8 protein-coding genes are annotated in these 14,163 nt (G+C 68.7%); 6 read left to right on the forward strand and 2 right to left on the reverse strand.

The features are described 5' to 3' along the window. The 3 genes from VFG33_RS12680 to VFG33_RS12690 form a co-directional block, all read left to right on the forward strand. Positions 1-221, forward strand: a 221-nt coding sequence (locus VFG33_RS12680) for an ester cyclase (RefSeq protein ID WP_325025830.1), incomplete at its 5' end; no start/stop codon positions are given. 14 nt (positions 222-235) lie between these two features. Then, positions 236-1,177: a zinc-binding dehydrogenase gene (locus VFG33_RS12685; RefSeq protein ID WP_325025832.1), complete on the forward strand. Its 942-nt coding sequence runs from the start codon at positions 236-238 to the stop codon at positions 1,175-1,177. 75 nt (positions 1,178-1,252) lie between these two features. Then, positions 1,253-2,554, forward strand: coding sequence for an MFS transporter (locus tag VFG33_RS12690; protein ID WP_325025833.1), 1,302 nt, complete (start codon positions 1,253-1,255; stop codon positions 2,552-2,554). A gap of 57 nt (positions 2,555-2,611) precedes the next feature. On the opposite strand, the gene VFG33_RS12695 is transcribed toward VFG33_RS12690, so the two are convergent. Beyond that, positions 2,612-8,131: an ATP-binding protein gene (locus tag VFG33_RS12695; protein WP_325025835.1), complete on the reverse strand. Its 5,520-nt coding sequence runs from the start codon at positions 8,129-8,131 to the stop codon at positions 2,612-2,614. Between the two features lie 174 nt (positions 8,132-8,305). On the opposite strand from VFG33_RS12695, the gene VFG33_RS12700 reads away from it, so the two are divergent. Next, positions 8,306-10,441, forward strand: a complete 2,136-nt coding sequence (locus VFG33_RS12700) for a transglycosylase domain-containing protein (RefSeq protein ID WP_325025837.1) — start codon at positions 8,306-8,308, stop codon at positions 10,439-10,441. 72 nt (positions 10,442-10,513) lie between these two features. On the opposite strand, the gene VFG33_RS12705 is transcribed toward VFG33_RS12700, so the two are convergent. Further along, positions 10,514-11,953, reverse strand: a complete 1,440-nt coding sequence (locus VFG33_RS12705) for an alkaline phosphatase PhoX (RefSeq protein WP_325025840.1) — start codon at positions 11,951-11,953, stop codon at positions 10,514-10,516. A 214-nt stretch (positions 11,954-12,167) separates the two neighbouring features. Between VFG33_RS12705 and VFG33_RS12710 the strand changes: the two genes are divergently transcribed. Both VFG33_RS12710 and VFG33_RS12715 read left to right on the forward strand, forming a co-directional pair. After that, the gene (locus VFG33_RS12710; RefSeq protein WP_325025842.1) at positions 12,168-13,214 is read left to right on the forward strand and encodes a Gfo/Idh/MocA family protein; all 1,047 of its coding nucleotides are present in this window, start codon (positions 12,168-12,170) and stop codon (positions 13,212-13,214) included. A 29-nt stretch (positions 13,215-13,243) separates the two neighbouring features. After that, the coding region (locus tag VFG33_RS12715) for a Gfo/Idh/MocA family protein (RefSeq protein WP_325025843.1) at positions 13,244-14,163 on the forward strand (920 nt) is incomplete at its 3' end.

Genomic DNA, 14,163 nt, shown 5'->3' on the forward strand with positions numbered 1-14,163 from the left:
ACTGGCAGGTTGCCGCCGACGACCTCGTCACCACCTACAAGACGTACCACGGGACGCACCAGGGCGAGTTCCTCGGCATCGCGCCAACCGGAAAGAAGGTCAGCTTCTACACGGTGGACGTGATGCGGGTCGTCGACGGGAAGATCACCGACCACTGGGGTGTGGCCACGCTGCTCGACCTCCTCCAGCAACTGGGCGCCGTTCCCCGGTTCGGCGGCTGACTGTGAGTGCTGTCGTGCGTCTGTACGAGGCCGGCGGACCCGATGTCCTGCGGTACGAATCAGAGACGGTAGGGGAGCCTGCCGCCGGACAGCTCCGGATCCGGCAGGAGGCCATCGGCGTGAACTACGTCGACACCTACTTCCGTAGTGGACGTTTCCCGCTGCCGTCGTACCCGGCCGTGATCGGTGGCGAAGGCGCCGGTGTTGTCGAGGCGGTCGGACCTGGCGTGGATTCGCCAAAGGTCGGCGATCGGATCGGGTACTACTTCGCCCTTGGCGCGTACGCCGAAGTCAGGTTGCTCTCGGCAACGGACGCGATACCGCTGCCGGACGACCTCTCCTCGACAGCTGCGGCGTCCTTGCTGGCGAACGGCCTGACGGCGTGGGGTCGCCTTCATCGGGTGCATGCCGTGCGGCCCGGCGACCTGATCGTGGTCACCGGCGCGACCGGGGGAGTGGGTTCGCTTCTCGCGACCTGGGCACAACATCTCGGCGCAACGGTCATCACCCCAGTCGCCGGCGAGAGTCGTGTCGAGGCGGCCAGAGCCCTCGGCTTGAAGCACGTCGTCGTGGCGGGCACCGGTCAACTGGCGGAAGCGGTTGGAGACGGCGCGGATGTTCTGTACGACCTTGTCGGCCGTGCGACTTTCGCCGAAGCGGTAGCGGCCTTGCGGGACGGTGGAACCGTCGACCTGATCGGTACGGCCTCAGGTGAACCAGACGTCGACACCGCCGCCCTGACGAGCCGGAAGATCCGGATCACCAGGTCAAGCACCGGTGACCACCTCCCTGACCAGGCCACCCTCCTGACCGCGAGTACGGAACTGTTCCAGGCTTGGCGCGATGGCGTGTTCGGCACCCGCCAGATCCGCACTTACCCTCTGTCCCAAGCGGGCCAGGCGCACCGCGACCTGGAAGCCGGTATTCCCGAGGCCGCAGCCGTGTTGCTGCCATAGGTCGAGAAGTTGGAGGTTGCTCCGACGTAGCAGGTGACAGCACGGATCGGGTGCTTGCTACGGAGGAGGTGCGGGATGAGGTCGGCGGCGGATCAGGTTTTGCGGACGTACGTGACGCTGGTCGTGGTGGCGACGAGCGCGTCGTCGATGATCTGGGGGATCAACACGCTGTTCCTGCTCGACGCCGGACTGAGTATCGGTGAGGCGTTCGCGGCGAATGCGTTCTTCACCGTGGGGATCGTGCTGTTCGAGGTGCCGACAGGTGTCGTGGCGGACACGGTCGGGCGGCGTACGTCGTACCTGCTGGGAGCGGGCACGTTGGTCGGATCGACCTTGCTCTATCTGCTGCTGTGGCAGGCGCACGCGCCGTTTGCCGCGTGGGCGGTGGCCTCGATCCTGCTCGGTCTCGGGTTCACGTTCTTCAGCGGTGCTACCGAGGCGTGGTTAGTGGACGGTCTGAACGCGACCGGGTACACCGGCTCGCTGGATGCGGCGTTCGCCAAGGGGCAGGTCGCGGGTGGGTTCGCGATGCTGGGCGGCACGATCGGGGGTGGTTTCCTGGCGCAGTGGACCAACCTGGGCATTCCGTACCTGGTTCGGGCGGTGTTGCTCGGTCTCACCTTCGTGGTGGCCTGGCGGTCGATGCATGACGTCGGGTTCGCGCCGAAACCGCGGGTCTCGGTCACGTCGGAGATGCGTGGCATCCTGCGGTCCTCGCTGGATCATGGTTTGCTCAACCCGCCGGTGCGCTGGTTGATGCTCGCCGCTCCCTTCGCCGCGGGCGTCAGCGGCTACGGCTTCTACGCTGCGCAGCCCTACCTGCTCGAGCTCTACGGCAGTAGCGATTCGTACGCGGTCGCTGGTGTGGCGGCGGGGCTGGTCGCTTTGGCGCAGATCGCCGGGGGCGCCTCGGCTTCGGTGGTGGCAAGGGTGTTCAGGCGGCGTACCTCGGTGCTGCTCGTCACGGCGGCTGTCAGCGCGGTCGTGCTGGCGATGATGGGGCTGACATCGAACTTCTGGCTGGTGTTCGCGCTCCTGGCGGTTTGGGCCGTCATGTACGCCGCTGCCACGCCGGTGCGGCAGGCGTACCTCAACGGCCTGATTCCGTCGGCGCAGCGGGCGACCGTGCTCTCGTCGGACAACCTGCTCGGTTCAGCCGGTGGTGTGGTCATCCAGCCCGCCCTCGGCAAGGCCGCCGATGCCTGGAGCTACGGCCCGTCTTACGTCATCAGCGCGGGGCTCCAGCTCCTCGTCCTCCCGTTCATCCTCCTGGCCCGCCGCGAACGCGCAGCAACCGACGCCCGGCCCACCCCCACCGACCTCCGGCCCACGGCCGAGCCCGAGGCCTCTGACGAGCACCTCCGCGCCGCGGCCTGAGCGCTTACGTCCGAAGAACTGGCGAGACGTCTCTCCAGTTCTTCGGACGTAGTGGAGTTAGCGGAGGCCGAGGCCGGATTCCAGGGCGGTGATGATCTTCGGGCGGAGTTCGGAGCCGGCGATGACTTCGTCGACCGAACCGACGGTGACAGCGCGGTGGATGTTGTGGACGCGGTCGAACTCCGTCGCGACCTCGCCGAGCTTCTCGCTGCGGACGTCGCGCCGCGTCTCGGCCAATTGGGTCGCGAGGGAAGCGCGTTCGGCGCCCGACGTCTCCGCGAGCTTGTGCTCGAGTTCGCTGACCCGGGGATCCTTCGCGGTCCGGGCGTCGACCTCCCGGGTGAAGACGACGGCGGCCGCCGGGGCGCCACCGATGACCGAGGCGTACGAGCCCTCGACCGCGAGCACCGTCATCCGCGGGTTCAGCGCCTTGGAGAAGACGACGAACGCGCCACCGTGGTACCGGGACACGACGCAGAACACGATCGGGCCGTCGAAGTTGACGATGGCCCGGCCGATCTCCGCGCCGTACTCGAGTTGGAGGTTGCGCATCGACTCCGGCGACCCGTCGAAGCCGGACAGGTTCGCGATCACCACGAGCGGCCTGTTCCCGCTCGCGGCGTTGATCGCCCGGGCGGTCTTCTTCGACGACTTCGGGAAGAGCGTTCCGGCCGTGTACAGGTCCGGCCCGTCGGTGGGAGGGAACCCGCGCCGCGCGACGGACTTCGACTCGATGCCGATCAGGCCGACGGGGATCCCGCCGATGTGGGCGTCGTACACGACCGACGTCTCGGAGTCGGCCATCCCGGACCACCGCTCGAGGGTCGCGTGGTCCTGGTCGGCGACGGCCGCCATCACCGTGCGGATGTCGAACGCCTTCTTCCGGTCGGGGTTGGTCTCGGCGGAGAAGATGTCGCCGACCGTCGTGAACCCCGAATCGACCGGATCGTGGGGGTAAGTCGTGACGTCGCGGTCGAACGGGTCGCTCGTCGTCGCGCGACGCGGTCCGGCCTCGCCCGATGCGACGTACGTGTGGTCGTAGTGCGTCATCAGGATGCCGATCGCACCGGCCAGGTTGGGCGCCCAGTACTGCGCCTGTCCGTTCGGGCCCATCACCCGGTCGTAGCCGCCGATCCCGAAGTTGTCCTCGGCGGAGACGCCACCGGAGAAGTCGAGCGACTGCTTGCCGGTCAGGACCATCGCGCTGTCCGGGGTCATCACCAGGATGCCCTTGGTGTGCATCAGCATCGTCGCCTCGGCGTTCCAGTACGGCTGGGCGCCGACATTGATGCCGGCGACAACGATGTTGATCTCACCGCCGGCCTGGGTGAACTCGACGATCCGCTTCAGCGCCTTCGCGACCCAGTCCATGTTCTCGGTGCCGGAGTCCATCGAGATCCGGGCGCCCGCGGAGACCGCGAACCACTCCAGCGGAACGTCCATCGACTCCGCGAGGTCGAGTGCGGCGATGATCCGGGAGCACTCCGCCTCCGACACGGCGCCCAGCGCGCGGAGGGGGTCACCACAGAGCAGGACCCGCTGCACACCCTCGGGGTAGCGCTCGGTCGGCGTCGAGATGACGCCCGCGATGATGCCCGCCTTGTTCTCGCCGTACGGCCGGTTGGCGGGCACGAGCTTGCCGCCGTCGTCGAGGTCGTACTCCGTTGCGGTGCCACCGCGGCCCGCGATCATCGCCTGCAACTCGTACGGGTAGACGACCCCGCGGCGCCGGGCCAGCACGACCTTCTGGGCGTAGTCGTCGAGCGGCTTGAGGTTCTCCGTCGGAGGACCCTCGAGCGAGGACACGACCCCTGAGCCCGGCTGGTAGTAGAACCGGGCGGCCATCGGGACCGCTTCGCCGTTGGGGAGGGCGATGGTTCCCTCGACCAGGACCTCCTCGATCCCGGCTCCTGCCGTCACCGGGGCGATGTTGGCCTTGAGAGAGGTCAGCTGCTCGACCTCTGCTTCGATGGCCGGCCAGATGTGGACCCACACGTAGTTCATGTCGAGCCGGGCACCCGCAGCGCCGCTCGCGGTCCGGGCCCGGCGGATCGCCTCCAGGCAGTTCGCGATCGCCCGCTCGGCGTGGGGCAGCCCGACGACCCGGCCGTCCTCGTCACGGACGACGGCGAGCTGACGGATCTGTGCGAGGGCCACGAGCCGCTGGTCGGATTCGTTGCCCGGGGCGACGCACCGGTACAGGAGCACGTCCTCGGGTGCCTCGAGCCGCGTCACGTCGAACTCGCGCAACCGCCACAGGTTGAGCCGTCGGCCCACCATCGGGTGCACGCCGCGGACGAGGGAGTCCTCGGCCATCGTCTGGTCGGGCTGTGGCCGGAAGGTGAAGTACCCGACCGGGCGATCCCCGCCGGGGCACACGGCCACCGCGACGCGGCGTACGTCGTGGGCGAAGGCGAGACCGGCGAGCCGGTCCGACAGATAGGCCGACGCCTCCTCCGGGGACTCGGGGAGTGCGGGCCACGCGAGGTACAGGTCGACGACGCCCTGGTGGCCCTCCGGTGCGCTCGCGAGCCCGGCGGTGATGGTCTCGACCAGCCCGCTGTCCGGGGTCAGCTCGTCGACCCGGCCGATCGTCGTCACGAGATGGGTGGGCCGGTCGTCGAGGGTGTAGTCGGCGACGGCGAACGGTCGCCCGACCAGGCCCTCCTCGCGCAGGTCGCGGAGGAGGTGCTCGCGGTAGTGGCGCTTGATCAGGACGGCGAGCATCGGCTCGTCGGCCGGGAGTTCGGCGCCGACGATCCGCTCGGCGAGGAACCGGACGATCTGCTCGGGGATGGCGGCGAGCGCGTCGATCCGGGCGTCGCGGTCGGGACCGGCCGGCAGTTGGGTGATGACGGCGAGCTCGTCCCGGACACCGCCGAGGACGCTTTCCCGCTCCGCGTCCACGAGTGGCTGGTCGAACCAGCTGAACCGGACGCTGCGCGCGAGGTCGCCGACGATGGGGAACCGCAGCTGCGTCGCCGTGATGACACGGTCGAGGACGTCGCGGGCGGTCCCGTCGAGTGGCGATCCGGGAGCCGGCTCGGTAAGCCATCTCTGGAGCAGCGCGGTGACGAGTTGGACCTCGGGCGCCGATCGTTGCTGGGCAAGGAACACCCGGAAGACGGCTTGCTCGAGCTCGGGTGTCCGGTCGAGGTCGGTGACGCCGTAGTGACGTAGTACGCGGCCTAGCTTGGCGCGGAAGTCCTGGGGGAGTGCGGCCCGCTCGGGGTCGAAGCTCTGGAGATAGGTGTGGAAGTGCTCGCGCGGGCTGTGCACCCGGGTCTCCAGGTGCAGGTCCTCACCCGCCGGACGGTTGCGCGACAGCTCGGCGAAGTCGCCGAACGCCTCGAGGAGTCGCAGCTCGGCCTGGAGCGGCGAGTCTCCCTCGGCGACCAGCCCGTCCCGCTCCTCCAGGTACGCCGCGAGGGTGCGGCCCTCGTCCCGCGGGTCGACGTCGTAGCCGAGCAGCATCGCGGACAGGTCGCCGCGACGCCGATCCGCCCGGGCCGCGGGGTCCAGCGGAAGCGAACCGCCGTTCGGGAGGTCGAGGTCGACGGCCTCCCCGGAGGCGGCGGTCTCCTCCTCGCCATCGCCGACGGGTTCGAGGCGGAGCAGCGGGGCGCCGGTCTCGACCTGGCTGCCGATCGAGACGAGCAGCTCCTTGACCCGGCCGGCGAACGGCGCGGACAGCACCGTCTCCATCTTCATCGACTCGAGGACGAGGACGGGCGCACCGGCCGCGATCTCGTCGCCGACCGCGGCCGGGGTCGCCACGACGAGGGCCGGCGACAGCGAGCGGAGTACGCCGCCTTCGTCGAGGCTGACGCGGTGGGTGACGCCGTCGACCTCGACGAGCTGGACGGCTCCGTGGGTCGCGGTGACGAGGCGGTGCGTGCGGCCCCCGATGGTGATGCGGCTCTTGTACCTATCGATGCGGTCGATCTCCGCATCGATGGTCTGCTCGGTCGCGCCCGTGGCGATGACGACGCGGAACCGGTGCGACCCGATCCGCGAGACGGTCACCTTGTACGCCGTTCCGCGCAGCTTGAGGTCGACTGCCCGGCCGGTGCGGTGCTGCACCTGGGGACGACCGCCGCGCGCGGAATCGATCAGACGGGTTCGCTCGACGGCCTCCTCCGTCTCGTACTCCTCGATGCCCGCGGCAACCAGCGCGACGCCTGAGTGCCGGTGGGCGACGAGCCGGCCCTGGGTCCGGACCCGGTCGATCCACCCGGTGTCGGCGCTGCCGTCCACCACCTCCGGCGAGTCGAGCAGGTCGAGCACGAAGCTCTTGTTCGTCGAGCCGCCCTCGATCACGACTGTCGTCTCGGTCAGGGCCCGGCGCAGCCGCGCGAGCGCCTCGTCGCGGTCGCGGCCGACGGCGATGATCTTGGCGATCATCGAGTCGAAGTCGGCCGGGATCGAGTCGGTCTCGCCGACCCCCGTGTCGACCCGGATGCCCGGGCCGGACGGCAGGTCGAGCAGGGCGATGCGTCCCGGTGACGGGGCGAAGTCGCGGTCCGGGTCCTCGGCGTTCAGGCGGGCTTCGACGGCGTGGCCGATCTCGACAGGCTTGTCTCCCTCGAGCCGGCCGCCGGCGGCCACGTGGAGCTGGAGCTTGACCAGGTCCGTCCCGGTCGTCACTTCGGTGATCGGGTGCTCGACCTGGAGCCGGGTGTTCACCTCGAGGAAGGCGAAGAACCGCTCGCCCGGGTGGTACAGGAACTCGACAGTGCCCGCCCCGGCGTAGTCCACGGCGACGGCGAGCCGCTCGGCGCTGGCTTTGAGCTCCTCGACCTGCCCGGCGTCCAGGACCGGCGACGCCGACTCCTCGATCACCTTCTGGTTGCGGCGCTGGACCGAGCAGTCGCGCACGCCGATCGCCCACGCGGTGCCCTGCCCGTCGGCGATGACCTGGACCTCGACGTGCCGGGCGCCGGTGACGAGCCGTTCGAGGAAGACGACGCCGGAGCCGAAGGCGCGCTCGGCTTCCGCGCGGGTCCGCTGGTAGGCGTCGGTGAGGTCGGCGTCGGAGGCGACCATCCGGATCCCGCGCCCGCCGCCACCGGCCGTTGCCTTGAGCATCAAGGGGTAGCCGATCTTCGCGGCCGCCGCCTTCGCGTCCTCGAGGGTGTCGACCCCGCCGCGACTCCACGGAGCGACCGGTACGCCGACCTCCTCGGCGATCAGCTTGGAGCCGATCTTGTCGCCGAGTTTCCGCATCGCCTCGGGGCTGGGGCCGATGAAGGTCACCCCGATCCGCGCGCACAGCTCGGCGAAGTTCGGGTCCTCAGCGACGAATCCCCAGCCGACCCAGGCGGCGTCGGCCTTCGTTTCCGTCAGGGCCTTCTCTAGCACTGCGTAGTCGAGGTACGGCCGGTTCACCGCGGGGCCTAGGTCGTAGGCGAGGTCCGCCTCCCGCACGAACATGGCCCGCCGCTCACCCTCCGTGTGCAGCGCCACCGTCTCGATTCGCTGCCCGCCGGGCCCCGCTGCTGCGTTGAGGTCGCGGACGGCGTGGATGAGCCGCATCGCGGCCTCACCCCGGTTGACGATGGCAATGCGCGAGAACACGGGTGTTTCTACCTCCGACGACGTCGACACGGACGAAGCCCGGCGTACGGGCGTCGGTGGGTAGCCTCCCACCTTGCTCGTCAACTAGCGAGCATGACCCCGGCCTCGAAGTCCGAGCTCACAGAGTGGTTACAGCGGGTATCGGTGACCGGGGAACGGACTTAGCCTGGAGAGGTGCCCGCGGCAGACCGGGGTGTTCGCAGCGGAGTTCAGTCGTTGATCAAGTTCATCGGCGTGAGCGTGCTCGCCGGTGCGCTGGCGGCGGGGCTCGCGATTCCGTTCGCAGGATTCGCCGGACTCGGGACCCAGGAGGTCGCGCAGTCGGTGCAGAGCCTGCCGCGTGAGCTCGACACCGAGCCGCTGGCCGTCAGAAGCCGGATCCTCGCGGCGGACGGCAGCCTGATCGCCACCCTGTTCGAACAGAACCGGGTGCCGGTGGCACTGGCCCAGATCAGCCCGATCATGCGCAAGGCGCTGGTGGCGATCGAGGACTCGCGGTTCTACCAGCACGGCGCCCTGGACGCGAAGGGCACATTGCGGGCGATGCTGCGCAACCAGTCGGAGGGCGTGGTCGAGCAGGGTGGATCCAGCATCACCCAGCAGTACGTGAAGCTGAGTCTGGTCGAGAAGGCCAAGACCGCCGAGGAACGCCAGCGGGCGACGGCGGTGACGTACGAGCGCAAGCTGGCCGAGTTGCGCTACGCGATCGCGGTCGAGGGCGAGTTCTCGAAGGACCAGATTCTGGAGCGGTACCTGAATCTGGTGAACTTCGGCGACGGCGCGTACGGCGTACAGGCTGCTGCTCAGCACTACTTCCGGACCACGGCCAAGAACCTCACGCTGCCGCAGGCCGCGCTGCTGGCCGGGCTGGTGAAGAACCCGACCGGCTACGACCCGACGAACGACCTGCCACGCGCCAAGGCCCGGCGCGATGTCGTGATCCGGCGGATGCTCGAACTGAGCATCATCTCCCCGGGGCAGGCGAACGCCGCCCTGAAGACCCCGGTGATCGACCTGGCCAGAGTCCAGAAGGTGCCCAACGGCTGCGCCAGTTCGCGGTATCCCTTCTACTGCGATTACGTCGTCTCGAAGCTGCTGGACAACCCGGCGCTGGGCCGGACCGCCAAGGAGCGGGACCACTACCTGAAGACCGGCGGCCTGACCGTCAGAACCTCGCTGGACCCGCGGCTGCAGGCCTCCGCGCAGGCCTCGATCAGGCAGCACAGCAAACCCACCGACACCGCCGTCGCGGCGATCACGATCGTCGAGCCGGGCAGCGGTCTGGTGAAGGCGATGGTGCAGAGCAAGCCGTACGGCAACGGCAAGAACCAGACGGCGTATAACTACAACGTGGAGAAGTCGTACCCCGGTGGGTACGGCGGGTTCCAGAACGGTTCGACGATGAAGGCCTTCACGATCGCGGCCGCGATCCAGCAGGGTCTCCCGCTGAACTACCGGATCAACTCACCAGCGCAGATCGACCTCAGTATGAAGAAGTTCCGGACCTGCAAGGGCTTCACCCGGGACCGGGACTACCGGCCGCAGAACTCGACCAGGAGCGGGAACCTGACGCTGATCGAGGCGGCCCGCTACTCGACCAACACCTACTTCCTGCAGCTGTCCCAGCGGACCGGGCTGTGTGCGCCGGCGACCATCGCGGCCGACCTGGGGATGTACAACGCGCAGACGCTCGAGCCGCTGGACCAGGTGGTGTCGTTCACGCTGGGCGTCGGCTACGTGACGCCCTTGATGCTGTCGAACGCGTACGCGACCTTCGCGGCCCGCGGCAAGTACTGCCGACCGGTCCTCGTCACCTCCTTGCGGGACAAGGCAGGCAAGCCGATCGAAACCCCCGGCATCGACTGCAAGCAGGCCATCGCGCCAGGAGTCGCTGACGGGGTCAACCGGGTGCTGAGCGCGGTGATGGAGCCGGGTGGCACCGGTGGTCGACTGAACTTCGGCAACTGGGACCTGGCCGGTAAGACCGGCACGATCCAGGACAACCTCGCCGTCTGGTACGCCGGCTACGCGCCGAACCTCGCGGCGGCCGCGGTCGTGGCCGATGCGAATCTGCCGTACACGAACCTGATGTACGGCCACACCCTGGACGGCGAGGACATCTCGGATCCGACCGGCTCCGGTACCGCCGGACCGCTGTGGCAGACCGCCATGCAGAGCGCACTGAAGGGCCTGCCGGTACGCCGCTTCGTCCCGCCGACCGCGAAGGTCATCGGCGGCAACCAGGACGACCGTCCACCGGGCAACGGCCGCAGACCGGACGACGAGGCGGACAACCGGGGACCGAACTAGCCGGTGATCCTAGGGCCGGCGGAGCACCACCCGACTACGGGGGTGCTCCGCCGGCCAGTACTACGGCTGGTTTCAGCCGAGGTAATCGCGCCAGGGACCCGTGATGGCGAAGGTGATGCCAGGGGTCTGGAGGTTGACGAAGAGCACCTTGCCGTCGTCGGAGAAGGTCGGGCCGGTGAACTCGGAGTCGTTCAGCTGGTTGCGGGCGATCGCGTACGTCGGGCCGCCCGGGGTCGAGCTCAGCACGTGGCTGCTCTGGAGACCGTCCTCGGCGAGGATGAGCGATCCCCACGGAGTGACGGTGACGTTGTCCGGAGCGTCGAAGTTGAAGTCGTCGTACTTCGCGGTGGCGCCCTGCATGGCAGCGGGGTTCGCGGGGAAGTAGGTGACCAGCTGGATGGTCTGGGCCTTGTAGTTGTAGAACCAGATCATGCCCTCGTGCGGGACGCCGTCGGCCGGGATGTCCGTGGTGCCCATCTTGGCGAAGGAGTTGACCACGTACACGCCGTCGTGGGTGCCCCAGACGCCCTCGAACTTCTTGCCGCGGGTGACCTGGTCGTCGGTGAACTGCTTGCGGGTGGAGACCGTGGCAGCGTCCCGGTCAGGCACCTTGACCCAGGCGACCCGGAACGGACGGAGCAGCTGGGCCGACGTCAGGTAGGCGACGTCCGGGATCGGCTTGCCGTCGTCACCGAGGATGGCCATCGCCTCGAGGGTGCCGAAGTTGACGTTCGCGAGGTCCTTGTAGCTCTTCGAGCCGAGCCGGTAACCGGACGGCGCCCGCCAGCGGTAGAAGAGACCGTTGGGGCCGGAAGCGTCCTCGGACAGGTAGATGTGGGCCTTGTCCCGGTCGATCGCGACGGCCTCGTGGGCGTTGCGGCCGAGGGCCTTCAGCGGGATCGGGTTGGCGGTCTTGCCGTCGCCCCAGACCTCGAAGACGTAGCCGTGGTCCTTGAGCCGGGTGGTGCCGTTGGCCTTGCTCTCGGTCTCCTCGCAGGTCAGCCAGGTGCCCCACGGGGTCGGGCCGCCGGCGCAGTTGGTGAGGGTGCCGGAGATGCCGACCCACTCGCCGAGGTTCTTGCCGTTCTTGTCGACGGAGATGACCGTACAGCCGCCGGCCGAGCCGACGCCGGAGTCGTAGACGGTGCCCGGGATCTGGGGCACGCCCAGCGGGTCGTTGCCGCCGATCTCGTGATTCTGGATCAGCGTGTAGTTCTTGCCGGCGTCGAAGGCCGCGGTGCCGTCGTGCAGGGCCGGGGTCGGCTGGCCGCTCTTCAGCTTGGTCTGGCCGGCGTGGGTGACGACCGTGTACTTGAACCCCGGCGGCAGCGCGAGGACGCCCTTGGGGTCGTCCATCAGCGGCGGGAACGGGCGGTGCGTCGGGAACGGCCGGCGGGCCTCGTCGGCCGGGGTCGCCTCGGCCAGCGAGGGAATGGCGCCGACGGCAGCGAAGCCGACACCGGTGGCGCCGACGGCAGCGCCGCGGAGTACTGAACGACGAGCGAGAGACATGGCAATGCTCCTTGGGACATCGGTGGGCGGACGCCTGCTGGCGTCGGCCCGGGTTTGCGTGTTCACGAGATCGGGGCGAGCTCTCGGCCCCGTCGAGGACGGACCGCCGCAGCGGCCACTGGAGCGAGTTGATCCTCCACCGGCACGGCAGCCCTACGGCAAACGGAACTTGAACAACCGGCTGCTAATTGCGCGGTCAACGACCCGCTGTACGGTGGATCGCGATGTCACGGCGATCTTGTTGGAGGCGAAGGTGTCCAAGCCCTTGAAGATCGCGGTTCTCGGGTTCTGGCATGTGCACGCGGGGGACTACGCACGGCAGACACAAGAACATCCCGGCACCGAGCTGGTCGCGGTCTGGGACGACGACCCGGCACTCGGGCAGCCCGGTGCGGACCAGTTCGGCGTACCGTTCGGCGATGATCTCGACGCGCTGCTGAGCCGTGCCGACCTCGACGGCGTCATCATCACCACGGCGACGAACGCGCACCGCAACCTGATGATCAGAGCGGCGAACGCGGGCAAGCACATCTTCACGGAGAAGCTGCTCGCGCCGAAGGTGACGGAGGCGGAGGAGATCATCGCCGCGGCGGACGGCAACGAGGTCAAACTGGTCGTCTCCCTGCCCCGCCTCTCGCACGGCTACACCAAAGCGATCCGCGACGTGATCGACAGCGGCGACCTCGGGAAGCTCACCTACGGCCGGGTCCGGCTGTCGCATGACGGGGCTGTTCCGAGAGACGGTACGAAGGGCTGGCTGCCCGATCGCTTCTTCGATCAGAAGGCCGCCATCGGCGGTGCACTGACCGACCTCGGCTGCCACCCGGTCTACCTGCTGCAACTGTTCCTCGGTGCCGATCCCGACACCGTCAGCGCCACCTACCGCTCCGTGAGCGGCCGCGGCCTCGAGGACAACGCGGTCGTCACCGTTGGCTATCGCGACCAGAAGATCGGTGTCATCGAGGCGGGCTTCACCAGCCCGAACCCCTTCACCATCGAGATCTTCGGCACCGAAGGCAGTCTGACCTACACCGACGCAGATTACGTACTACGGGTCGCGGGGCCGGCGTTCGGCGGCGAGGCCCGGGAGTTGCCGGTGCCCGAGCCCGGCAAGGAGCCGTTCGCCCAGTGGGTCGACCACATCACCGAGGGCACCCGGGCGGACGACAACCTGGCCCGGGCAGTGGAGCTGACCCGGCTGGTCCAAGCCGCCAACCAGGCCGCTGCCAAGGGACGGACCATCGCCTACACCACGAAATAAGGCCCCCCAACCGAGGAGAAGACTTTTCTATGCCACAGATCAGGGTCGGGCTCATCGGCGGTGGCGGTATCGCGAGCGCGCACATCAGTGGTTATCGCGAGCATGCCGAGAAGATCGGCATCACCGCCGTGGCCGACGCCGTGCAACAGACGGCTGTCGATCGCGGTGGCGAGCTGGGCGCAGCGCCGTACACGGACTATCGGCTGATGCTCGAGGCCGAGGATCTCGACGCGGTGGACATCTGCCTGCCCCACCACCTGCACCGGGACGCGATCGTGGCCGCTGCCCAAGCCGGCAAACACATTCTGTGTGAGAAGCCGCTCTGCCTCACGGCCGCCGAAGCCGCGGACGTCCGGGCGGCAGTCGAGGCCAACGGCGTGACCCTCATGTGCGCGCACAACCAGTTGTTCATGCCGACCGTGGCCAAGGCGAAGGAGCTGCTCGACGCCGGAATCCTCGGAACGGTCTACGAGGTGCGAACCACCGACAGCTTCTACAACGACTTCGACCCGTCCACCATGGGCTGGCGGGCGAGTAGCAAGACGAGCGGCGGTGGAGAGTTGATCGACACCGGCTACCACCCGACGTACCTGATGCTGCACCTGGCCGGTGGCGCACCGGTCGAGGCCACCGCGATGCTGTCCACGCATCGGCTGAAGTTCATGGACGGCGAGGATTCGGCGCAGGTCCTGATCAGGTTCGACAACGGCGTCGTCGGCCAGCTGGTGACCAGCTGGGCCTACCAGCCGGCCGACGTCACCGAGCGCTTCTCAGTCGTCGGCGAGCTCGGGGCGCTGCACAGCGACGGCAACTCGCTGACCTACCGGCTCCGCTCCGGCGAGACCGAGACCTTCGACCTCGAGCCGGTGAACACCTTCGTCGCCGAGATCGGCCACTTCGCCGATTCCCTGCTCAACAAGACCCGTCCCCTGCACACCGAGGACGAGGG

The organism is Kribbella sp. (genome assembly GCF_035687465.1).
Lineage (GTDB): Bacteria > Actinomycetota > Actinomycetes > Propionibacteriales > Kribbellaceae > Kribbella.

What these genes read in the sequence shown, in the direction of transcription:
- VFG33_RS12690 (WP_325025833.1), top strand. Translation starts at nt 1,253, where the DNA reads ATGAGGTCGGCGGCGGATCAGGTTTTGCGGACGTACGTGACGCTGGTC.
- VFG33_RS12705 (WP_325025840.1), bottom strand. Translation starts at nt 11,953, where the DNA reads ATGTCTCTCGCTCGTCGTTCAGTACTCCGCGGCGCTGCCGTCGGCGCC.